Annotated in this window: 18 protein-coding genes and 1 pseudogene; 7 read left to right on the top strand and 12 right to left on the bottom strand. The window is 43.3% G+C overall.

Annotation, left to right across the window (positions count from 1 at the left end):
* Positions 1-31: 31 nt before the first annotated feature.
* The 3 genes from rsgA to PNK_RS00620 are packed head-to-tail and all read right to left on the bottom strand — an operon-like array spanning position 32 to position 3199.
* Entirely contained in the window at positions 32-1174 is a 1143-nt protein-coding gene (gene rsgA / locus PNK_RS00630) for a ribosome small subunit-dependent GTPase A (RefSeq protein ID WP_032124794.1), read from the bottom strand.
* 43 nt (positions 1175-1217) lie between these two features.
* A complete protein-coding gene (locus tag PNK_RS00625) occupies positions 1218-1961 on the bottom strand; it encodes a TrmH family RNA methyltransferase (RefSeq protein WP_059059645.1) in 744 nt (247 codons plus the stop codon).
* Positions 1958-3199, bottom strand: coding sequence for a CCA tRNA nucleotidyltransferase (locus PNK_RS00620; RefSeq protein WP_059059642.1), 1242 nt, complete (start codon positions 3197-3199; stop codon positions 1958-1960). The genes PNK_RS00625 and PNK_RS00620 overlap by 4 nt, the downstream gene beginning before the upstream one ends.
* A 98-nt stretch (positions 3200-3297) precedes the next feature.
* On the opposite strand from PNK_RS00620, the gene mutL reads away from it, so the two are divergent.
* Positions 3298-5238, top strand: coding sequence for a DNA mismatch repair endonuclease MutL (gene mutL, locus PNK_RS00615; RefSeq protein ID WP_059059641.1), 1941 nt, complete (start codon positions 3298-3300; stop codon positions 5236-5238).
* 99 nt (positions 5239-5337) lie between these two features.
* Here mutL and PNK_RS00610 read toward each other — a convergent pair whose 3' ends face one another.
* Together PNK_RS00610 and PNK_RS00605 are read right to left on the bottom strand one after the other, a co-directional pair.
* Positions 5338-6528: a collagen-like protein gene (locus PNK_RS00610; protein ID WP_059059638.1), complete on the bottom strand. Its 1191-nt coding sequence runs from the start codon at positions 6526-6528 to the stop codon at positions 5338-5340.
* 212 nt (positions 6529-6740) lie between these two features.
* On the bottom strand, positions 6741-8066 hold the full coding sequence (locus PNK_RS00605) for an inverse autotransporter beta domain-containing protein (RefSeq protein WP_059059636.1): 1326 nt from the start codon (positions 8064-8066) through the stop codon (positions 6741-6743).
* A 345-nt stretch (positions 8067-8411) separates the two neighbouring features.
* Between PNK_RS00605 and PNK_RS00600 the strand changes: the two genes are divergently transcribed.
* The 6 genes from PNK_RS00600 (at position 8412) to PNK_RS00575 (ending at position 14964) form a co-directional block, all read left to right on the top strand.
* Complete coding sequence (locus PNK_RS00600) at positions 8412-9467, top strand: M24 family metallopeptidase (RefSeq protein ID WP_059059634.1); 1056 nt, start codon at positions 8412-8414, stop codon at positions 9465-9467.
* Between the two features lie 210 nt (positions 9468-9677).
* Positions 9678-11447 (top strand): sensor histidine kinase, encoded by a 1770-nt coding sequence (locus tag PNK_RS00595; RefSeq protein WP_059059632.1) that lies wholly within the window; start codon positions 9678-9680, stop codon positions 11445-11447.
* Between the two features lie 63 nt (positions 11448-11510).
* Positions 11511-12500: an AAA family ATPase gene (locus PNK_RS00590; RefSeq protein ID WP_059059631.1), complete on the top strand. Its 990-nt coding sequence runs from the start codon at positions 11511-11513 to the stop codon at positions 12498-12500.
* A 150-nt stretch (positions 12501-12650) separates the two neighbouring features.
* The gene (locus tag PNK_RS00585; protein ID WP_059059629.1) at positions 12651-13013 is read left to right on the top strand and encodes a DUF488 domain-containing protein; all 363 of its coding nucleotides are present in this window, start codon (positions 12651-12653) and stop codon (positions 13011-13013) included.
* Positions 13013-13903, top strand: coding sequence for a DUF58 domain-containing protein (locus tag PNK_RS00580; RefSeq protein ID WP_059059627.1), 891 nt, complete (start codon positions 13013-13015; stop codon positions 13901-13903). Before PNK_RS00585 ends, PNK_RS00580 begins: the two co-directional genes overlap by 1 nt.
* On the top strand, positions 13900-14964 hold the full coding sequence (locus PNK_RS00575; RefSeq protein ID WP_059059624.1) for a hypothetical protein: 1065 nt from the start codon (positions 13900-13902) through the stop codon (positions 14962-14964). The genes PNK_RS00580 and PNK_RS00575 overlap by 4 nt, the downstream gene beginning before the upstream one ends.
* A gap of 236 nt (positions 14965-15200) precedes the next feature.
* Here the strand turns inward: PNK_RS00575 and PNK_RS00570 are convergent, their stop codons facing one another.
* From PNK_RS00570 to PNK_RS00540, 7 genes and pseudogenes are all read right to left on the bottom strand, one after another.
* A complete protein-coding gene (locus PNK_RS00570) occupies positions 15201-15839 on the bottom strand; it encodes an outer membrane beta-barrel protein (protein ID WP_051981814.1) in 639 nt (212 codons plus the stop codon).
* 143 nt (positions 15840-15982) lie between these two features.
* Positions 15983-17092 (bottom strand): annotated as a pseudogene (locus tag PNK_RS00565) (ABC transporter permease).
* A gap of 10 nt (positions 17093-17102) precedes the next feature.
* A complete protein-coding gene (locus tag PNK_RS00560; RefSeq protein ID WP_059059622.1) occupies positions 17103-18251 on the bottom strand; it encodes an ABC transporter permease in 1149 nt (382 codons plus the stop codon).
* The gene (locus tag PNK_RS00555; RefSeq protein WP_059059621.1) at positions 18244-19974 is read right to left on the bottom strand and encodes an ATP-binding cassette domain-containing protein; all 1731 of its coding nucleotides are present in this window, start codon (positions 19972-19974) and stop codon (positions 18244-18246) included. Before PNK_RS00555 ends, PNK_RS00560 begins: the two co-directional genes overlap by 8 nt.
* Positions 19971-20855, bottom strand: a complete 885-nt coding sequence (locus tag PNK_RS00550) for an efflux RND transporter periplasmic adaptor subunit (protein WP_059059619.1) — start codon at positions 20853-20855, stop codon at positions 19971-19973. The genes PNK_RS00555 and PNK_RS00550 overlap by 4 nt, the downstream gene beginning before the upstream one ends.
* A gap of 210 nt (positions 20856-21065) precedes the next feature.
* On the bottom strand, positions 21066-21713 hold the full coding sequence (locus PNK_RS00545) for a DUF7948 domain-containing protein (RefSeq protein ID WP_059059617.1): 648 nt from the start codon (positions 21711-21713) through the stop codon (positions 21066-21068).
* A 444-nt stretch (positions 21714-22157) separates the two neighbouring features.
* The gene (locus tag PNK_RS00540; RefSeq protein WP_158021650.1) at positions 22158-22757 is read right to left on the bottom strand and encodes a DUF7948 domain-containing protein; all 600 of its coding nucleotides are present in this window, start codon (positions 22755-22757) and stop codon (positions 22158-22160) included.
* Positions 22758-22943: the final 186 nt, after the last annotated feature.

The following is a 22943-nucleotide window of genomic DNA, read 5'->3' as shown; positions in this document are numbered from 1 at the left end:
AGTAAAGTCCGCTAGAATCTCTTCACGTTTTCTAGCGTCGCACGTGTTTTTCATTAATGGTTTGGATTAAGGCTTGATAAGAAATGTAGCGAACAAGGGAAATGCGTTCCTCCTCAAGAGCTTTTTGCACGGCGCAATTGTCTTCATGGGAATGGGTGCAGTCGGGGAATTTGCAGTCGAGGCCACACTCGTGGATTTCGGGAAAATAGCCCTCAATCTCATTCTTATCGAGATCCCATACTCCGAAGCTCTTGATTCCTGGCGTATCGATGCACCAGCCGCCAAATTCCAATGGGATGAGCTGCGTCGTCGTCGTCGTATGAGAGCCTTTCTTCGTTCTTTCAACAGTTTCACCAACGCGCAAGTTTAAATCGGTGACGGCATTGATTAACGAAGATTTTCCAACACCAGACTGGCCAGAGAACACCGACGCTTTACCTTGCATAGCCTGCCGGAGAGCATCCAATCCCTTATTTTCGGCAGCACTAACCGAAATGACAGGAACGCCTGCCACGGCATAAGCATTGAGGAGTTCTTGGTAAAGGGCTTTTTCTTGTTCGAGAAAGGCTTCATCCACCCCTTCTGCATGATCCAATAAGTCGACTTTATTAATGACAAGCAAGGGCTCCATATTTCCTTTATGGGCCGCGATGATGTAGCGGTCGATTAAAGGCGGCTTTAAAGGAGGATTGACCACCGAGACGGTAATAATGACCTGATCGATATTGACTGCAATCAACTGCTCTTTGCGGCGCGAAAGGTTGTCGGCACGCGATAGAATGGTGCGCCTCGGTTTGACGCTCGCAATGATCCCTTCCCCTTCATGCGTCCTTTCAAAGAGCACAAAATCGCCAACGGCAACGAGATTCTTAGCCTGCGTTTTGTCCCGCTTCATGAGCCCTTTCAAAACACAGCTGATCCTTTCTCCTTCATGATCGACAATGACTCCTTGAGGCATGATGGAAATGACGCGCCCCTCCAGCCACTCTTGTTTGCTCAGTTTTTGCTGATGCCCTTTTTCCAAGTTTTTTAAGTATTTCTCTTGATCCGTTTTTTTGAACTTAGAGCGATCCTTAGCAGAGGCAAGCTTGCGCTGCATGCGGCTTTCTTTTCGCGCTTGAAAATAATCTTCTTCTGGATCTCTCCAATGAGAGTCATCTTTGGGATTGCTCATTTAAGCCTTCCTTTCTTTTTCGAACATTGACATAGACCCTCGATCACTTTTTCAATAAATAAAGCAAAATTCCACCAGCAACAGCGACATTCAAAGACTCCATCTCGCCCGGCATGGGAATCGTGATTGGCGAGCAAAACTCAAAAAGATCGGGTGAAGGGCCATGCGCTTCATTGCCAAGCACCAAAATTTTGCGGCTTCCCAATCTCATTTTTTCAGGTGCTTCTCCCTTTATATCAGCCACAAGCGTTTGAAAATTGCCTTGTTGAGCGAGCTGTCGCAACTCATTAATATTTCCTCGACGCAAAGGAATCTTGAAGTGCGCTCCTCTAGCCGACCGCAATACTTTTTCATTGTAGGGATCGCAGCTGGTCGGAAGCAAATAGATACCGTCCCATCCCAATGCCAGAGCGGTGCGCATCAACGTTCCCAAATTACCCGGATCGCTAATTCCATCCAAGGCCAAGATAGATCTCGATTGCTTCAAAGAAGCAAAAGGGGGCATCTGCACCTCGGCAATGACTCCCTCTGGCGTGCTATTGCCCGACACTTTTTTCATAATGCTCTCTGTTATATGCCACTCTTCAGGAGCATGAAACTCGAGATAAGGGGCATAGGCAGAGGTGTAGATAAGTTTTTTGACGAAAGGTAAAACTTCCTGAATGGGTTTGCTTCCCTCTAGAATGAGCGACTTTTGTTCATAGCGGTAACGGCTCTCTTGCCTTAGCTTCACAAGGTGTTTGACAAAGGGATGTTGTAGACTAGTAATAAAATGAGGGTCTGTCATAAAGCTTGTGTCCATAGCGTTGATTGTTTTAAGAGACTCAAAACGGGTGCTGGATCGCTCCAATCTTCATTCACTGCAAGCCTCTCGGCTTCTTTAAGTAACATCCCCATCGCCTTACCAGGCTTAATTCCCTGCTCTTTCAAAAATCCAGCCGAAATTAAAGGTGTGTTCTCCTGAATGCGCTTGATATGAGGCAACATCGTTTGAGTGCGTAGTTGATGGGCATTTAAGAAACTTTGCCGTTGATCGCCATAAAAAGCTGCCAATACAGCTAGCACAAGCCCATAGTCTGGATGGGCTAGCACATGCACCCATTGATGGGGCTCTAAAGACTTTCCCTCCTCTTCATCTCGAATAAGGGAGTGCAAACTGCCCATGAATTCGATGAGTTTGACATCGCGATTAGAAGCCTTGATGCGCTTGGCAATCTCCACTTTTTGCTCTGTCGACAAAGCAGGAAATAGGGGCATCAGATAAAGAATAGTCGGACAATTGGCCGGAAAATGGCCATATGCGGCAACAATGTGTCTAAGCTCTTTAATGTGCATGCCATCCATTTCTGGAAAAATAACGTCCAGCAAACCTAGTCTATGCATTTCCACAATGGCTTGATCGAAGCGGGGGTAGGGCGCCATCTTATTAAATTCTTGCCATACCCGCTCCATGGCAACGGCGGGAAATAACTTTTCAGCATTTTCACGAATTGCCTGCTGCGTTTCCTCGTCAATAGCAAATCCAAAGCGGGCAGAAAAGCGGAAAGCACGCAACATCCGCAACCGATCTTCAAAAAAACGTTCATGTGGGTTACCAATCGTTCGAATGACACCATGCCTGATATCTTCCCGCCCATTCACAAAGTCGTGTATGACCTCTTCTAACGGATCGTAGAACATCCCATTGATGGTAAAGTCTCGCCTTAAGGCGTCTTCGCGCGAAGTAGACAATTCGATGCCTTGCGGATGGCGTCCATCAACATAATTGAGATCTTTACGAAAAGTTGCCACCTCAAACTGATGTCCTTCGATGACAATAATTACCACCCCAAAGGCCAGCCCAACCAAAATAGTATTGGCAAACAAATCCATCACTTCGTCGGGTGAAGCATTAGTTGCGATGTCAATATCTTCGGATGGATGTCCCATGACGAAATCCCTCACCCACCCCCCAGCAAAATAGGCAGTGTAGCCAGCCTTGACAAGGGTCGTTACAATCGATCTAGCGTGATAAAAAACGTCCATGGAAACTAATTAATTATTTTTTTAGTGATATCTGTTTAATGATTATAACGATATAATAGCCGAAATGAAAGATAACTAACTAGTACCTAAATAGCATTATGAGCTTCTCATCAAAAATTCGAGTCTTAAGTGACCAGGCTATCAATCAAATTGCAGCCGGCGAAGTCATCGAAAACCCCGCTTCAGTTGTCAAAGAACTCGTTGAAAATTCAATCGACGCCGGCTCAACCGACATTTGCATCGAAATTCAAGGAGGAGGCCGTCAGCTCATTCGCATATCTGACAACGGCAGCGGCATGTTTCCGGATGATGCTCTTTTGTCTTTAGAGCGGCATGCCACCTCTAAAATTCGCGAAGCCGGAGATATTCAAGATATTTTAACGATGGGTTTTCGTGGAGAAGCTATTCCTTCAATTGCTTCCATTTCAAAGTTTACTCTTCTAACATGCCCTCAATCAGAAGATAAATCACTGACAGGTACATTAATTCTCGTCGACGGAGGGCGCATTCTTTCCCACTCACCCGCAGCCCGTTCCCCTGGAACGACAATCGAAGTCAAATCGCTGTTTTTTAATGTGCCCGTGCGGCGTAAATTTCAACGATCTCCAAATTATGATACTCAGGAAATTGTCAAAATCATCACCTCCCTGGCTTTAGGACATCCGACGATTCAATTTGAGTTAATCAGCGATCAAAAGTCCCTCTTAAAAACACCTCCTATTTCGCACGACAATTCCTTTCAAGATCTGCTTTTTAAGAGAATCGAATGCCTCCTAGGCAAAGAATTTGCTTCCGCACTCTGCCCAGTCAGCTTTTCACAGGCGCCTTATGAACTGCAGGGGTTCATCGGCCTTCCATCCGTCCACAAGCCCAACCGCACAGGCCAATATTTATTCATCAATCAACGCGCGGTCTACTCCCCGCTGATTGGCGTCGCGGTACGAGAAGGATATGGTACGATGCTGGGAACGAATCGCTATCCTGTGTTTATTTTACACCTCAATCTACCGGGTGCCTTTTTAGATGTTAATGTCCATCCTCAAAAGAAAGAGGTACGCCTCAGGCAGGAACAAAAACTTAAAGAAACACTAATCGAAGCTGTTCAGAGCGCTTTGCGTCAAGAAGGAAGCTCATTTACCGACATTGCCATTAAGGCAGAAGAAAGCGATGTATTTTCCTCTATCGCCAATTCCTATGCCTCACTACTCTCCCCCTTTTCTAATGCCGCTACCTCATTCCACGTTCAGGAAGAAGAATGGGAATATAAAGCTAATCCCATAGAGCCTCATACCAGCACTCCCAACTCATCTCCTAGCTTTATCCCTTCTTTCAGTCCTATTCCACAGGTCACTTTAGCAGAACCTACCATACGAACAAGAGTTATACCGCCTAAAGAAGAGCCGCCCGCTCTTTTAGCTTCTCTGGTAAATAAGGCACCCCCTCGCGTCGCCTTCCCCCTCTTAGGCTACATTATCCTCGACTCTTTTTCTATAGAAGGCGCTCATGCAGCTACTATGATAAAAAAGGAAAGCGGCGGATTATGCCTGCTTAACCAAAAAGCTGCCTATGCTCGCATTACTTATGAGAAACTTCTCAAGCGGGCATCTTTAGCCATCCAATCGCTGCTCATCCCACTCACACTCCAATTCTCAGCGCCGGAAACTGCCCTCTTAAAAGAATACCTTGAGCCTTTGAATCAACTCGGCTTTTCTATTCGCGAATTTGGCGACCAAACATTTGTCTTAGATGCCTTTCCGACAGTTATCAAGCAAGAAGAAATCGAAACTTACTTGTTGAACATGATTCAAGATTTATTGACTCGACAAGAGACTCGACAACTGCAAATCAAGATGGAAGAGAAACTGGCTTTAGCCGCTTGCCGCGCCTCTCTTCCCAAGACTAAACGCTTGACCAATGAAGAAGCTCAAGGACTTGTTGATCAGCTCTTTGCATGCCAGAACCCTTATCAATGCCCGATGGGAACACAAATTTTAAGCTATCTTTCTCCGGATGAACTGGCAACTTTTTTTGTTTCCTAAGCAAGAGGCTGCTCTCTCATTTCTTTAAAATCTAAGGAATGATCTGCCTGCATTGCATTCTAGATCCGTGAAATCTGTAAATAAGTGCCTCGACTCATTTTATATAACTCTTATAATTGTGATGGCTGCACTAGTAGGAGTTGTCCCTTGTCCCACAGGCGTTAATTGAGAACTCGCATTAGAGGAACTAAATTGAATGGTGAGAGTCTGCCCACTAACCCCATTCAACATGAATGTAGTAGTTAGAGCTTTCACATCTGCACCTAAAGCACCAATATTCGATTGCATCGAAGATTGGCTTCCAGCAACCTCAGTTCCATTAAATAAGGCACGTAAACTAAAGGTCGCATTTAAGGACAGAACGGCACTTAAACCAATTTCAGCCCTGACCGATATCAAATAAGTTCCCGTTTGATTGCAAGTAAAGGTAGAAGATCCTGCTGTATGAGACCACCCGGAGAGAATTGAATTCGTATTAAAAGTGATCGCAGCAAATGTATTGGCCCCAGCTAGAGATTGGGTTGTCGTATCATAGACAAACAAATAGTTATTAGAAAAAGCGGGTCCGGAAGCCCCGGTTGCACCCGTCAAGCCTGTCGCTCCCGTTAAGCCAATAGCCCCCGTAGATCCTGTGGCTCCGGTCGCTCCCGTTGCACCTGTTTGGCCTGTCATACCCGTAGCTCCAGTAGATCCATCCGCTCCGGTGGCACCTGTCGCGCCCTCTGGTCCCGGCAATCCCTGTGGGCCTGGTGAGCCACAAGGGCCTCTTTTTTCCGGAGGTCCGCGCAAGCCCGGCTCCCCTCGTTTGACACTATGCTGGGATGCTCTTAAAAAATTAACGGCTCTGGCCAATCTATTTTCTACCGGCTCTTCATTCTGAAAGTCATGATTGCCATTATCTTTTCTCTGAATGGCTTCATATAAGGCACCAATAACGGAATCGTGATCTTCAGATAGGCAGTTGGAAGCTTCATAGTTAATGGACTGAACTACGACTCCTTGTGTGTCAATTAAAAATAAACTGGCAGAACATAAGTCATCCGAAAGGGATTTAACTTCTTTGACAACTGCATTCGTTCCTGTTTGATGATAATAAATAGCAGTCTTATCGTCTGACTCATGCGTTTCTAGAAATATGTCACAGTTTTCTAAAGAAGGGAGAAAGGATTCAAAAACCTCTTTTTCATCGGAAGAAAAAAAAGTCGTATTGAATTCTGAGCGAAGAAGAGTAGACCCAAAACAGAAAGCCAAAAAAAATAACAAGCTTCTTACAATTAAACGCTTAATCATTAAACCATCGATTTATTAAATCCATATGTGAGATTGGCAGTTCTTTCTACAGGTTCCTTTCTATCAGGTTCCTTTCTACAAGTTCACACTCACAATAGAATGTCGTTTTCTTATGTCCCATTTTGTCTAATACATCACCTATTCCATTCAATAAAAGCTTTCTTCTGCATAAGATTCTCCATACCCGCAAGGATCTGTGTAGGAAGAAGAACTTAATCAGAATAACATGAACAAGTAGAATAGGAAGTGAATCCACTACTACAAGAGCTATCAGTAGACCAATTCCAACTACATTTATCCCTTTGGCTTGCAACAATTTGTCTATTGCGTTTAGCTGGCTGCGAGAGAATAGGGTTGGAACTGCGGCAGGCAAGGCATCCGTTTACTGGACTTTGAATCATATTCCACAATGATTGGCAATCGGTCAGCGGTATGACAACAGCTATTTGCCCTTGCACTCTTGCATGCCACACAGAGTCGTAGGTTGCCTCTACAGAGAACTTGAACACTTCGCTGAAAGCCGCTTCTAAACGAGCCCTGCCACCAAACGCGTGACGATGTTCATGGCGGCTCTCACTATGATACTTGAGATGATTCTCATGCTGATCATAACTCTGATCGCGCCAATAATAGTAAGGGCCTGCAGCAAAATATAAGCTAAAACAATTACAACAAGAGGGCTTTCTCAACCATTTACCAATTTCCGCATCTACACCATACCAAGCAAATGCTTGATTTTCAAAAATGGCTAAATACCCTCCTGAATAGTCATAAAAATGATTGCGACAAAAGCTTTTTTTTCCAATAGGGATATATCCATTCAAGCGCAAATCGACACAATTTCCAAGCAATTCAAAGCCGATCCCGAGTTGATTCAGATCAAACTTATGAAAGCGCCTATAGTCATAATAGGCATTAAAACCTAAGACTGTATTACAATTAATCAAATAGCGTGATCCTAATCCCACACTTCCAGCCCACTTCCCATCATCAAAATAATGTCCGCTGCCATCGATAAACAAAGAGGTACTATGATTAAAAAACAAAGAAGGAATGAAAAATGCCCCTAAAGTCGTATAGCCTTTTTGATCACCTAATCCTCTTCCAAAAGTATGACTCAAATAGAATTGTCCATAATTTTCGCCATCTAAAACCTCAAATGAATGGTCATACGGCCTATTGGAAACGCCCCAGGAATCCTCTCCCATTGCTTTATTAATATAAAATGCGTTCGATTGAAAACCATATGCAGACTCTTTTTTGAATGAAGCAACATTACAATCTTCGATCTTCTCTTCCTCTGTACTCGATAGCTCTTCATTCACAAATGGATTTACAGACAATACTCTTGATTGATCGCTCTCTACACTCTCAGTTGGATTCCAAATGCCTTCTTTTGTCTTATGCTTGTCCATTTCCTCAAGAAAAAGGCTCTCTTTTGGTAGAGTGATGCTTAATTCATTTTGGCAAATAGAATGCCCACAGCATAAGATATAAGCAGGCAAAATGAGAAATGAAACGAAAAATGAGTATCTCATTTGCTAAATCCTCTTGTATTTACATACAAAGCACCTGAAAAATTTTAAATAGCAAGGCTTGCGCTTGTAAAAATGCAAACCAACCCTCTCAAAACACATCAGGATCGATATAATAGTCGTTAATAATAATTAAAAAATTATATATAGAAACCTTTTCATTAATTCAAACAAAATAGGTAATGCTTAAATCTTGCCTTCCCTTACTAAACAAATTCTTCCGACTGCGCTCCAAAATGCCTCTTGGATTAAATTGATTCTCCTTTAAAAATATGAAGTCCTTTCTTATAAGGATTGATAAAATTGCCATTAGACTTCTTTCGAACTCCATAAACTATGGAAAAATGAATGGATTATACAAAACGTTTAAATGAACTCAGACAGCACCTCGCTACACTTCCTTGTGATGCGCTCTTGATTGAACATCCCACACACCTGCTATATTTAACTGGAATGGAAGTCTCGATTGGCAAGGTTGTCGTTAGTCAGCAAGAGGCTTGTTTAATCGTCGATGGACGTTACTTTGAAAAGTGCTGCCAACAAACACTTTATCGCACTATTCTTTCAGAAGAATCTGCCTTAAAAAATTGGCTCGCTGAACAAAACATTAAAACGGTTGGATTCGATCCCGATAAACTGTCTTATCAAGGCTTTTTACTACTGAGCCAAAGCCTCGCTCCTGCAATTGCAGTCACTCCCGTCGAATCTCCCGTTCAAAAAATGCGCCTCATCAAAGATGCCGAAGAAATTATCTGCTTAAAACAAGCCGCACGTTTGGGATATGAAGGATATGAATACATCGTGAGCCTTCTCCAAGCCGGTATTACAGAGACAGAGCTTGCATTCGAACTGGAATTTTTCTGGAAAAAACGAGGAGGTAAAAAACTCGCGTTTGATCCAATCATTGCCTTTGGCGCTAACGGTTCAATGCCCCATTACCGCGCAGGATCTACCCGCCTACAATCCAATACTTCTGTTTTAATTGACATCGGCGTGGTCCTCCATCACTACCATTCTGATATGACTAGAGTCGTCTACTTCGGCACCCCGCCAACTGAGATTCAAATGATTTATGCCATTGTAAAAGAAGCTAAGCAAAGAGCCATGGAACTCTGCCGTCCAGGTACGTTAGTCGGAGAACTCGATCAAACCGCCCGCTCTTTCATCGCTTCTAAAGGCTATGGCGACTATTTCACCCATAGTTTAGGACACGGAGTAGGATTAGATATACACGAACCTCCCACCCTGCGCAGCCATGGCTCCTTTAGCACACAGCCCCTCCAAGCTGGTATGGTCATCACCATCGAACCAGGCATTTATCTCAGCGGCATCGGCGGCGTGCGACTCGAAGATACAATCCTCATTACAGAAACAGGCTATGAAAACTTAACCGAACCACAGTAATATAAAAACAAGTTAATCTATTCCATTAATAGCAAATAAGTTACAATCACTTTAAACTTAAGCAATTCCCTTTTTTGCTTTTTTATTTCTTCTTCTACTCCTCATTCACAAATTCTTAATGAACAATAAATAAATAATTAACTTTATATTATTTTAATTGATTGATATAATTTTTTTTATTAAACTAATACAAAAAGATTTGGCTTCCGCATGTTCAGTTTTAGACAGAAGATTTTTATTAGCTATGCCGTCGTTTTTTGCATTTTCCTTGTGCTCCTTTTTCCCTTCGTTTCGCACTGGGTGCACCAGATTGTTGTTAAAGGGATGGAAAATCGGGCTGCTGAGATTATTGCCAATATAAAAGAAGCGCCGAATAATGAATCTCTCGTTCGCCGTCTGAAAGATCAAAAAAGCGTTACTTTTTTTCGTATCAGTGTCATTAGCAATGAGCGCAAGTTATTATACGATTCTCATGTCAAGCGTCTATTGGGGCCCAAGTTCAGCCAAGATTTTATTGTCGACCATCCAGAGGTCATGCAGGCATTCCACGAAGGGGTAGGCTTCCATGAAGAATATTCCAACATCATGCATCAGAAGTTTTCTTATTTGGCCAAGTCATTTGACTTTCACGGTAAGACATACATTTTGCGTACAGCATTTCCGCATGAATATGTCAATGAACTCACTCGCGACTTTGAAATAGGTTTTTTGGGATTTGCATCCGCCATATTACTGCTTTTTAGTGTAATGACCTGGATTGCCATCCATCATTTAACCAAACCGATCCAAAAGATTATCAAAGCAGTAAGGCCATACCAAGCCGGCAGCCAGCAAATTCTGCCCGCCATTGATACTTCTGAGCTCAATCCAAGAGATGACTTTGCCAAGCTTGCTTTAACGCTCAATAGCCTCTCAGCAAACATACAAAATCACATCGATCTTATTACGCGTGCCAGAAACGAAAAAGAGGCAATTTTGGAATCGCTTGTTGAAGGAGTCATAGCAGTTGACGTTGATATGACCATGGCTTATGCCAATCGCATGGCCATTAAATTAATCGGTCAAGGTCATGCTCAACTAATTGGCAAAGAATTTTCGATTTTGAACCAAGACAAGTGCAATGATCTTTTAAGAAGATGTCAAGATGAGAATAAGCCCCTAACAGATACCTTGGAACTCTACATTGAAGGGAAAAAAACGTATCTCGACATTGTTGCCGCGCCAAAGAAGGACAACGGCGGGGCCATTCTGGTTATGCAAGACAAAACCGCTCATTATAAAATTTTCGAAATGCGCCGCGATTTTATTGCCAATGCTTCGCACGAGTTAAAAACTCCCATTACTGTCATTCGCGGATTTGCTGAAGCTTTGCATGACAATCCAGGCCTGCCACAAGAAACGCAGATTGAAGTCACAGCCAAAATCGTTCGCAATTGCAATCGCATGACAGCTTTGATTAAGGATTTATTGACTCTAGCCGATATTGAAAATATTCCGGCTTCTCGTTTAACGAATTGCGATTTACTTGCGCTTTCTCAGCGATGCGAATCAATGCTCTATGAAGTATTTCCAGATGCTGTTGTCAAGATTGATCAAAAGCAAGAAGTGGTTAAGCTGATTGCCGATGAAGACCTTCTCGAACTTGCCATCATGAATCTGATCGAAAACGCAGCTAAATACTCGGCGCGTCCTGCTAATATCACCGTTACATTGCATGACAAAGCAGATCAAGTCGTGGTAGAAATTGCTGATAAAGGTATGGGAATCCCACTAGCCGATCAAGAGCATATTTTTGATCGTTTTTATACTGTCGATAAAGCCCATTCCCAAAAAATGGGAGGTTCTGGCCTAGGTTTATCGATTGTTAAAACCATTGTCGAAAAACATTTCGGAACGATTACCCTTGCATCTGAATTAGGCAAAGGATCGACCTTTACCATTGTCTTGCCAAAGCAGAAAGTAGACGAATTGTTCGAATAGATTTTATTTAGAAAAAAATGTTGCAATCCCACACAATGCGACTAAAAATGCGGTGGGGATGCAATGGCTAATGAAACGTCGATACCAGCTCAAATCAACGAAGCACAGGAAAAAATCGATCGTATTAAAGGGGAGATGGGAAAAGTCGTCATCGGACAGGCTCATCTCATCAATTGCTTATTAATCGGTGTCTTTGCCGATGGCCATCTACTTCTGGAAGGCGTTCCGGGGCTAGCTAAGACGTTAGCTGCCACAACCTTGGCTAAAATCATTCATTGTGAATTCAAACGCGTCCAATTTACTCCCGATTTACTTCCATCCGACCTGATCGGAACTCCTATTTATAACCCTAAAGAAGGCACTTTCAGCATCAAAAAAGGCCCCATTTTCACAAATATTTTGCTGGCAGATGAGATCAACCGTGCTCCAGCCAAAGTTCAGTCAGCTCTTTTGGAGGTGATGCAAGAAAAGCAGGTAACCATAGGAGGCGAAACCTTTGGTGCTCCGCGCCCTTTTCTTGTCTTAGCCACGCAAAACCCCATAGAACAAGAGGGAACCTATCCCCTTTCAGAAGCCCAGACAGACCGCTTCATGATGAAAGTGACTCTTACTTATCCGACGCGCGAAGAAGAAAAAGAAATTCTCAGCCGCATGGGTACTCTCGGTCCATTACCGCAGGTCAACCCTCTCCTGGAAATTGATGATATTCTCTATTTTCGCAGGCTCGTCAATGATATCTACATCGATGAAAAAGTGTCAGACTATCTATTGAATATTGTGCAGGCAACACGCAAGCCTCTGCAATTTCATTTAGATCAGCTAGAAGGGTTGTTAGAATATGGGGCCTCGCCAAGAGCAACACTTGCCTTAAAACAGGCCGCTAAAGCCTATGCCTTATTGTGCGGCCGCTATTTTGTCACTCCTCAAGATATTAAAGATGTTTGCCATGACGTTTTGCGCCATCGCTTGCGCCTCTCTTACGAAGCTGAAGCCAAGAGTCTTTCGACAGACGACATTATCACTCGCATCCTCGAAGCACTGCCCGTGCCCTAAGATTCTCAAAAGAAAATAAATAACGTGCTATTGTCCATTTGATGTCTAAAACTATGGCGAGTCGTCAAATTGCTAAATGCCTAAATTCAAATTTTTTCCAGGTTGGTTGAAGCAAAAAACTTTGGTAATATTATAAATTAAGGAGCGGTGATGAAAATTCAGCTCAAAAGAGTGTATGACCCAGCAACTAAGGACGATGGGATGCGCATCTTAGTCGAACGCCTTTGGCCAAGAGGAATTAAAAAAGAAGATCTAGACTTGGATCTCTGGTTAAAAGAAATCGCTCCAAGTACCGAGCTTAGGCAATGGTTTTCTCACGATTCTGCCAAGTGGCAAGAATTTGAAAAAAAATATAAAGCCGAACTGGATCACACCCCTGAAGCTGTCGCTCAAATTTTTAATCAATTGAAGCACAGCACCATCACCCTGCTTTATAGCTCAAAAGATACCGAACACAATAGTGCGCTCTATTTACAGCACTACCTAGAAGATAAAATCCAGCAAGGCCATTGATGAAAGAAAGTCCCACACCTTTTACCCAAGAAGCTTTTCAACACATCCGACGCATTCAAATTGAAACGACACGCAATGTCAACGACTTATTTGCAGGCATTTATCGCTCGGCCTTTAAAGGCAAAGGATTGGAATTTGAAGATGTGCGTGAATACCAACCTGGGGACGATATCCGCAGTATCGACTGGAATGTGACCGCACGACTGCAAACCCCCTACATTAAAAATTTTCGCGAAGAAAGAGAACTCACCGTTTTGCTCGTCGTCGATATTTCAGCCTCCTCTCGCTTCAGCCATACCAAGCGTTTGAAGAGCGAATTAATCGCAGAAATCGCAGGCTTGTTAGCCTTTTCGGCGATTAAAAATCAGGACAGAGTAGGCCTGCTCCTTTTTTCAGATGAAATCGAACTCTATTTAAAGCCCAAAAAAGGAGTCAGGCACGTTCTAAGAGTCATTCGTGAGCTTCTCTTTTTTCAACCACGCCATTCTGGAACCAATCTAAAAAAAGCCTTAGCCTTCTTAGGGCGTGTGCAAAAACGGCAAGCCATCTGCTTTCTAATATCGGATTTCTTAGTAAGCACGCTGCCTCAAGAAATCAATCTGACAGCCAAAAGACACGAACTCATTGCCATTCAAGTTTACGACAACTACGAAAAAACATTTCCATCCCTTGGCCTTGTTTCTCTGCGCGATTTAGAGTCACACGAATTCTATTTAGCGGACTCGGCCAATGATTCAGTGCAAAAGCACTTCCAAGCCCAGGCCAATAAGAGGCAGCTGGCTTTAAAACAGACCATTGAAAGGGCGGGGGCAGACTTCATTTCCATCAGTTCGAGCGAATCGCATACACAAGCTCTCTACCAATTTTTCAAACGCAGGCGCAAACGATGAGGATATTCCTGGGATTATTACTCATTCCGTCATTACTCATGGCAGATCTGACGTGGAAGGGGGAAGAAGGCAGCGTTGCCATGGAAATTTCAATTCATCCCGACAAACTGGTCTTGGACGATGTCATCTACGTTGAAGCCTCTTTTCGTTATCCAAAAAATTATGCACTCGATGTCAATACCTTGACTAGCCAATTAGCTGGATTCGTCAATCCGTTGCAGCCCCGTTTGGCTATTATCCAATCCCACTCTTCGCCTATCGAAGATAATGAGAGCCATCGGCAACAAAGCCTGTCCCTCATGATTGCCCCTCTTGAAAAAGGATCTTTATCTCTTTCATTTCTCAATGTTCTATTTAAACCCCTCGATGGCTCGCAACCCATTGAACTTTTTACTCCCGTTTTTCAAGTGGAAATCCTGCCTCCATCCATCATCAATCGCCAGGTGCTTCCAATTGGTCCTTTACTTCCTCTTGAGCCGCAATTTCCCTTGAGTTTGAGTGAAACGAATCGACAAGCCCTGTACCAAGATGCCGGACAACTGGAAGAGCTTGCAAAGCACAACGAATACATCTTGTCGATGCATTCCTTTCCATGGATCAAGACTCTCATTCTCATATGCCTAGCACTTGGGTGGTGGGGCTTAATCCTCTTGCGCCGCACTTACCAGCTTAAAGCCCAAGAAGAGGCCTCCCATCAAGCGCCTAGGATAACTGCTTTACAAGCCCTAAAGGGGCTTAATGATCAGCAGCTTCCACAACAAGGCCTGTTTAAACCTTTCTACACGCAATTGTCAGAGCTCGTTTTAACCTTTTTAGAAGAATATTTCTCGATGCCTTTCAAACCTTTTACCACGCAAGAGCTCCGTGAACGCCTACTGGTCTCCCATTTGCCTTCTAAACAAGCCGAAGAATTACTTGCTTTACTCAAACGAGCCGATGAAGTTAAATTCACAGATCAAGCTAGAGCCATATCAGAGTGGAAAGCAGATGAAGAGCTCGTCGCTGCCATCATCCGGTCTCCTTTAGAGCTAGACCACAAGCCTCCGTCGGCTTCTTCTTAATCTTTGTTTTGGATGTATACGAGACTTCTTTTGCCAAGGTCAGAAAGATAAAGCCGCATGGGATATTTTGGCGTAACGATTAGAGTGCTCTATCGATTGATAAGGTCTTTGAAAGAAGGAATGAAAGCGGGGTAAGTGATGGGTGCTTTAGAATCGAAAAAACTGGAGAGTAGAAAAACGGGCGTTGATTTTCAATCTGGCTTGAAGCTCAAGCCAGATTGATTAGAACATTCAAACTAGAAGCGGTAGCCTAAGCCGGCCCCCACTTTAAATCCACTCAAGTTAACATCATGTCTTTCAACATAACGGCTATAGCTATGAGAGTTTGAAAAATCGTATTTCTGGAACAAGTAGTCGATAAACACATCGGCAAATAAGCATTCATTGAAATAGTAGTAAGCACCAATTTGAGCAATACCTCCAAAACGGCTCTTCTTCACGTGTTCATGAACATATGAAGAATGGTCTTTGATTCTCAACCAGCTATAGGCAGCACCACCACCGATATAAATGTCCACGCATGGAGCATAATTGTATACATACTTGACACCGAATGTCAGAGGAATCAGGCGGAGGGTTGTCTTATCGTGTTCACCGAGAGAGCGCCCGCTCTTGCTAAACCCGCTCACGCCTACGAAAGCGCGCCAGTTGTCGCAAAATCCTTTTGACAATTCAACTTGGTAATCGGCCCATCCATTGCCATAAATCTCTTTCACTTTCTTTGAACTCGGGCGGTAATAAGCCACACGTGCTTCAACTCTAATGTCGCTCAAAAGAGAAGATTCGCACTCACAGCAGCAGTCATCCCACGCATAGCCATTTGATGTACTAAAAAGAGCTAAAGCCATCAAAAGAGAAGAAAAAAATAGTTTCATAAAAGTGCCCATTTAAAGGTTAAATAGATTGAGTTTTTAGACTATAAAAATTGATTTAAAAAAAAGCAAGCCCTAGTTGGTTTAAGTCGGGGATTGCGTCCTAATTCGCTGGCAATTGCTGTAGCTGGCTGGCAGATTTTTTCTTATTGCAATCGCCTTCTAAAAAACCAGCCAGCTCCTGTAAGGGTACAGGCCGCAATAATGGCCATCGGCCAAGTATTTTCAAAAATCATCGCAGCAGGCATAGATTTTAAAAAGACCCCTTTGACAACGACTAGGAAATAGCGAAGCGGATTTGCCAATGTGAGCGTTTGAAGCCAAGAAGGCATATTTTCAATCGGAGTTGCAAAACCAGATAACATCACTGCCGGGCTCATGAAGACAAAGGTTCCTAAAATGGCTTGTTGCTGAGTCATAGAAAGCGATGATATGAAAAGGCCAACTCCTACCACGGCACTGATAAAGACAAATAAACTTGAATATAGTAGCCAAACAGATCCAGTAAAAGGAATGCGGAAAATAAAAATAGCAGCCAAGAGAATAATGCTTCCTTCAACCATTCCAATCACTATTGCCGGAACGGTTTTCCCAATCAAAATCTCTGTCGGTTGAAGAGGAGAGACAAGCAACTGGTCAAATGTTCCAAGCTCCCTTTCACGAGCCACCGATAAGGATGTAACAATTAATCCTACTAGCATCGTCAAGATTCCCATCAAATTGGGAATATTAAACCATTCGTAAAGCAGGTTTGGATTAAACCAATTACGCGTCACAAGATCTGTCGACTGAAGAGGCAGGCCTGCTTGCAATGCAAAATCGCGATTGAATTGATCGATAATTCTGAAAGCATACCCTTGCACAATTTGAGCCGTATTAGATTTTCTGCCATCTAAAATGAATTGGATGTCGGCCGGTTTGCCCGCCTTTAAATTGCGGGAAAATTGTTCATCAATGTGAATCACTAAAGTCACTTGCTGGGTATCGATTAGGCGACTGATATCGGCAACCGATTGCAAATAAAGGATCTTATTAAATGTTGGAGAGCCATAGAAGCGCTGCACTAATTCGTATGAGGGCTGTCCACTGTCGCGGTTGAGAATGCCAATCGGCACATTTTTAACATCTAAGGTTGCCGCGAAAGCAAAGACGAATAGCTGGGTAATAGGCGGAACGATTAAGACCATTCGACTTTTTTATTCCCGTAAAACAGCCAAAATTTCTTTCACGATTAAAGCTAATATGCGATTGATCATGAATACTCTCTTAATCCAATCTCTTGACAGTCTTGCCAGCAGTGATAAAAAAAATACAGGCGCCAATGATTAGCATGGCTCCGATATTGGGTAAAATCAGTTCCCACACATTGCCGACTAAGAAAATTGTTTGCAAGCTCGAGACAAAATAGCGGGCGGGAATCAAATGAGTAATTAGGCGTATAGGTAAAGGCATGCTAGCAATTTCAAAAATGAAGCCTGAAAGAATGAATGCTGGTAAAAAAGAGGCTACAATAGCCGCTTGCGCGGCCACAAATTGGTTTTTGGCAAGAGTTGAAATCAGCAATCCAAGGCCAAGCGCGGTCCACAAAAAGACGGCCGTTACTAAGACAAGGAGATGCCATGAGCCCCTTAAGGGAATATGATAAAAAAAGACAGAAATCCACACACACATAGTCATCGATAGCATTCCCAAAATGAAGTAAGGCACCAATTTTCCGATCAATAATTCCAAGATGCCGACAGGAGTAGACATTAACGCCTCCATTGTGCCCCTCTCCCACTCTCTTGCTACCACCAGGGCAGTCAAAAGAGTTCCAATCAGGGTCATGATGATAGCCAGGGATCCTGGTATTAAAAAATTGCGGCTTTCCAATTCCTCATTGTACCAAAAGCGAGGCTGCGGCCTGACTAAAAAATTGCCTTGAAGATTATCGCTGATGACTTGCTGCTGTAACCAATTTTGCCAAGCTCCCTGAACATAGTTCTGAACAAAATTGGCTGTATTGGGTTCGCTACCGTCGGCCAATACTTGAATGGGCGCTGTTGACGAGGGCCGCTGCCGAAATGATGAAAAGTAAGAAGGGATCACTACAATGCCGCGAATCGATCCTTCAATCATTTTGTCATTCAAAAAACGGCGGTCTTTGACAATGACCGTATCAAAAAAACGAGAGTCCTTTAATGACTGTGCAAAGCTCAATGCATCGGGAGAGGAATCTTCCAAAACCAGTCCAAGCCGAATATGGTCGGCATCTAGCGAAACGCCGAAGCCATACAAAAAGAGAAGAATCAAAGGAAGAATTAAGCTAATTAAAATACTGCTCGGATCGCGGATAATTTGATAAAATTCTTTAACGATTAAGGCCTTTAAACGGCGAATCCGTCCATCTGAAAATCCCTGTTTTTTCTCACCCATGGTTTTGATCTTCATATTGCTGAATGAGTTGGATAAAGGCATCTTCCAGGGTCGGATGTGGATTCTGCGCCGTTTTCGCCTCTTTCTTTAAAGAATCAGGTGTTCCTACTTTTATCAAGCGACTGCGATAAACGAGTCCTATTCGATCACAATATTCAGCTTCATCCATGAAATGCGTCGTAACCATGACGGTCACACCTTTCTCGACTAATCCATTGATATGATTCCAAAATTCGCGCCTTGTAATGGGATCGACGCCCGATGTAGGTTCATCCAGAAACAGCACTTCTGGATGGTGCATCACCGCGCATGAAAGAGCCAGTCGCTGCTTAAAACCAAGCGGCAGGCCATCGGCCGATTCATTGAGATAGGGCTTCAAAGCAAAAATGTCGATCATTTGATCCACCATTTTTCGTTTTTGACGCCCTTTCAAATTGTAGATACCGGAGAAAAAATCAAGGTTTTGCAGCACGCTTAAATTGCCATAGAGAGAGAATTTTTGAGCCATGTACCCGATATGCGAACGCGCTTTCGAAGGAGCATCTTGCAAGCTCAATCCATTGACAAATGCCGAGCCGGATGTTGGCTTAAGTAATCCACACATCATCTTAAAAGTAGTCGATTTGCCTGCACCATTCGGTCCGAGTAATCCAAAAATCTCTCCGCTCTGAATGCTAAAGGTAATGTGGTCGGCAGCCGTAAATGAACCAAATTTTTTAACTAGATCATTCGCTACGATAATATTCTTTTCGCCATCTGCAACCTGCGGCGTCTCGCCCGCCAAGGCCGAATACCCCCCAGGTCCTCCGCCTAAAATATCGACAAAGGCATCTTCAAAGCGAGGAGGAGTAGGCACAAGCCTAGCTTTAGACCCAGCGTGCAAAATAGGCAGATTTAAATCGCAGGACGCCTCTTTCATCACCAAACGAATATCACTACCTTGAATGATTCCATCGACCACACATGGTTGGTTTAAAGCATTGACGAGTATTTGACGGCGATTCCCGTCAATATCTGTCAATTTAAGCGTCCGACCTTCAACGCGCTGCGCCAACACTTCGGGAGGGCCTTGATAAAGTAGCTTGCCATTATTGAGCAGAAGGACACTATCACATTTTTCAGCCTCATCCAAATAAGCCGTGCTCCATAACACTGTAATACCATCCTCTAATAGATTCTGCACCATCTTCCACAGCTCGCGCCGTGAAATGGGATCGACTCCAACACTTGGCTCATCGAGTAAAAGTAAGGTGGGTTTGCGCAGCAGCGCACACGCAAGCCCAAGCTTTTGTTTCATTCCTCCAGACAATGCACCCGCTAGTCGCTGCTTAAAAGGTTTTAAAGCAGTAAAAGTAAGTAATTTTTCAAAAGCTTCTTCTCTTTCCTGGCCAACAACTCCTTTTAGATCGGCATATAATACCAAATTCTGCTCGACCGTTAGATCCTCGTATAAACCAAATTTTTGAGGCATGTAGCCGATCAATTGGTGGATTTGCTCGGCTTGTTTGACCGTGTCATATCCAGAGACCTCAATAGATCCTTTTGATGGTAGGAGCAGGCCTGCTATGAGGCGTATAAGAGTTGTTTTACCAGCGCCATCAGGCCCTGCCAATCCGATCATTGTTCCTGGAAAGAACTTGGCTTCAATCGAATCCAAAGCAGGCGCTGCTTGTGCAGTAAAGATCTTGGTTAAATGCTGAATCGAGACTAAGGCCTCTGTCACGGTTTCTCCTCAGACGCTTGAGACTCTTGACTAGCTTGGGTCTCTAACGGCTTGCGGCGCAGTTTAACCGTCACAGGCATCCCTTGGCGCAATCCTTGGTCGGGATTGTCTGCGATGATGCGTAAACGATAGACCAAGTCCGTTCTCAACTGCGTCGTTTCAACTGTCTTCGGTGTAAATTCAGCAACCGGAGAAATAAATCCCACATGCCCTTGATAAACAGGACTACCCTTTGTATCAGTAAAAATCTCAGCTCGCATTCCCGGATAGACAGCCCCTAACAGGGGCTCGGCTACAAAGGCCCGCACCCAAATGGGAGAAATTAGCGACAACGTATAAATGGGATCAGCCTCTCTAATAACAGCTCCGGGCTCACGGATGCGTGTTAAAATGGTCCCATCATTCGGTGCATAGATTTCTGTGTCATGCAAATTGGTAAGGGCCACTCCAAGTGAGGCCTCTGCTTCTTTTAAATTTGCCGCTAAAACATCCCTAGAAGAAATTGCATCATCGTATTCTTCACTTGAAATGGCTCCAGTGCCGACAAGAGTGCGCCGCCTTCCCAATAAAAGATCGGCATTTTTTAACGAGGCTTTAACAGACTCGACGTGAGCACGTGCTTGCAAAACCAGATCGATGTAGGGCTGCTTATCCAAGGTCGCAATCAAACTCCCTTGCGGGACATAATCCCCTTCCTGATAGGGCATGCTTTCGACCCGTCCCTTGACGCGGAAACCCAGATCAACCTGCCGAACATCCACATTTCCATACAGAATGATCAGATTGGGATCTTTATTTTTTTCTTGAAAATAGTTGCGATAAAGAAAAATGACGCCCCCAATGAGGAGGCAAAAAATGAGTAAAAAGAAGAGTCGCTTCATTGTCTTTGAATCTTAGCTTGCATACGGAATTTGAGGATCATCTTTTATAAAAAACACTTACATTATTTATTCTCCTCATTTTGAAAAAAAGCACCAGAAAAATGAAGTGCCTTTATTTCTATGCAAATGTCCTAAATTTAGAAGGCGATTTTCGATCTTAATGCTTAATCGAGCAAAGGTCGGTAACCCTAAATATGCCTATGCTAATCCTTAAGCGCGATAAACGAACATAGGATCAATCACTAATACTTGGCTTTCATCGTAATGGCCTATTTCAAATCCAATTTCATTTTTAGCCACTAAAGTAAATTGCGCGTCAACTCTCACTTTTTCGCCTTTAACAAATTGATAGATAAAGGGCTTTTGCATGCACAATTCTTGGCTATCACCCATGCGAATCCGCAAATTGCCATCGCTATCAACCAAAAGCTCCTCAGCTCCTTCTAGGCGCAAATGAGGCAAGCGGAAATGTTTGCCATAAAATATAGCATCAGAACCTAAATCTGCCTGCCAATCCATTGTTCCATAATTAGAAAGTCTAGTACGTCTTTGACTGAGATCAGTGCTTATAAAACGGCCCCCCTTATTGCGCGACCCATCGCCCCCTTTGACTATTGAATTAGGGCTAGTTTCAATAAATCGAAACTCTAAAACTGGGGTCGGCCAGTCGCCTTCCAATCGAGCAGGCAGCCCGATCCGCTGAGCGGCAATGGCCTTTGAAAATTCCGATGAGGCGGTTTTATTAGCAGAAAACGAGCGAACGGCCAAGACATTGACAAGCGTCAGAAGCAAAATTGAAAGGGTCGCTGCTGAAATTCCTACGCGCAAAAGTTTGTATTTGAATGACTTATTTCGCATTTCATCACTCCTAAGCTTTTGAAACTTAAATGCCATCTCCGACAACAAACAATCATTCGTGAAATGGTATTAAGCTAGATTGAATGGTTTTTACAAAGAATGGATATTCGCACTGCAGCGCAGTAAACGCCAATCAAGCAAACATACAAGATTCTGGCAAAGTTAACTGTGAAATACTCTTGATACAGTCGTTTATGCACTAGTAGCGCTTTGGTCGAATAAGAGCATTGACATTTCCATCGCATCTACCACCTTAAAATAGAATTTAATAGATGGAAACAGAAAAGTCGCCATTCCCTCTAGTTTTCCATTCTTATCGTTTGACTGCACCTAACTAGTCAATGGCCGCTAATCAGTCGCTCTCTGAGCTCACATTCATTCACAGTTACTTGCATCACTGAGAGCTATAAAATCAGTCGGCCTAAAGGCCTCTAACACGTCACTTTACTTTATAGACGTTAACAAAAAGAACGGGCTTGGATAGATGTGGTGAGAGGCCAGTAGGCCGGCCCACAGTGAGCGATTAGCGAACTGTGGGTAACGGAATAAAAAATCATAAGAGCTCGGAAAGCAAATGAATCCTATTGCCTTCCGTATCACCAAAAGCTCTTCTGCCCCTTCCAAAGGCAGGCGTGTAAGGCTTGGATTGGCGCCAGGCGCCACGCAGATGTCATATTCCAATTGATCCGGATTGCCATAAAAAATGGTATCGATTCCAGGATACAGATCTTGATAAGCGACTTTGCGATAATTGGAAATATTAGAAAACCATGAATTTTTGTCATTGCCAATAAAGTAGTTGCTCTTGCAGTGCAGTTTATCTATTCCTTTGATGAGCGGATTTGAATTGGCATCGACGAGCTGCATTTTTAAAAGGGCTGACGAAACCGTTTTAGTACCCTGCGGATTTGTTAAAACTATAGCAACTTCTTGAGGCTTGAAGTAAAACTTATAACCAGGTCCGCGCGTCAAATAGCGCACCGCAGAGTCTGTTTGGCCTTCGTTTTGCTCAAATTGGATGGGGAGTTTAAAAACTTTATTCATTCCTGCATGGGACTCAAGTGATGTTTCACTAACGGACCCTTTTTCCGAAGCCGACCAATAAAAATTTATTGCCATTAAGCTCAAGATTGATAAGGCAATGCATTTTTCGAAGCGGTATTTATTAAATCATGCTATCAACTTTACTTTCTCAATTAAATGTCTTGTTTAAAATTTTCATTAAAAAAA

It is taken from the genome of Candidatus Protochlamydia naegleriophila, from assembly GCF_001499655.1.
GTDB lineage: Bacteria > Chlamydiota > Chlamydiia > Chlamydiales > Parachlamydiaceae > Protochlamydia > Protochlamydia naegleriophila.
Note: the sequence above shows the minus strand (reverse complement) of the source record. Positions and strands in the feature narration are given on the sequence as shown.

Coding starts and splice junctions, on each gene's coding strand:
- rsgA (WP_032124794.1), bottom strand. CDS start 1,174: ATGAGCAATCCCAAAGATGACTCTCATTGGAGAGATCCAGAAGAAGAT.
- PNK_RS00625 (WP_059059645.1), bottom strand. CDS start 1,961: ATGACAGACCCTCATTTTATTACTAGTCTACAACATCCCTTTGTCAAA.
- PNK_RS00620 (WP_059059642.1), bottom strand. CDS start 3,199: ATGGACGTTTTTTATCACGCTAGATCGATTGTAACGACCCTTGTCAAG.
- mutL (WP_059059641.1), top strand. CDS start 3,298: ATGAGCTTCTCATCAAAAATTCGAGTCTTAAGTGACCAGGCTATCAAT.
- PNK_RS00610 (WP_059059638.1), bottom strand. CDS start 6,528: ATGATTAAGCGTTTAATTGTAAGAAGCTTGTTATTTTTTTTGGCTTTC.
- PNK_RS00605 (WP_059059636.1), bottom strand. CDS start 8,066: ATGAGATACTCATTTTTCGTTTCATTTCTCATTTTGCCTGCTTATATC.
- PNK_RS00600 (WP_059059634.1), top strand. CDS start 8,412: ATGGATTATACAAAACGTTTAAATGAACTCAGACAGCACCTCGCTACA.
- PNK_RS00595 (WP_059059632.1), top strand. CDS start 9,678: ATGTTCAGTTTTAGACAGAAGATTTTTATTAGCTATGCCGTCGTTTTT.
- PNK_RS00590 (WP_059059631.1), top strand. CDS start 11,511: ATGGCTAATGAAACGTCGATACCAGCTCAAATCAACGAAGCACAGGAA.
- PNK_RS00585 (WP_059059629.1), top strand. CDS start 12,651: ATGAAAATTCAGCTCAAAAGAGTGTATGACCCAGCAACTAAGGACGAT.
- PNK_RS00580 (WP_059059627.1), top strand. CDS start 13,013: ATGAAAGAAAGTCCCACACCTTTTACCCAAGAAGCTTTTCAACACATC.
- PNK_RS00575 (WP_059059624.1), top strand. CDS start 13,900: ATGAGGATATTCCTGGGATTATTACTCATTCCGTCATTACTCATGGCA.
- PNK_RS00570 (WP_051981814.1), bottom strand. CDS start 15,839: ATGAAACTATTTTTTTCTTCTCTTTTGATGGCTTTAGCTCTTTTTAGT.
- PNK_RS00560 (WP_059059622.1), bottom strand. CDS start 18,251: ATGGGTGAGAAAAAACAGGGATTTTCAGATGGACGGATTCGCCGTTTA.
- PNK_RS00550 (WP_059059619.1), bottom strand. CDS start 20,855: ATGAAGCGACTCTTCTTTTTACTCATTTTTTGCCTCCTCATTGGGGGC.
- PNK_RS00545 (WP_059059617.1), bottom strand. CDS start 21,713: ATGCGAAATAAGTCATTCAAATACAAACTTTTGCGCGTAGGAATTTCA.
- PNK_RS00540 (WP_158021650.1), bottom strand. CDS start 22,757: ATGAATAAAGTTTTTAAACTCCCCATCCAATTTGAGCAAAACGAAGGC.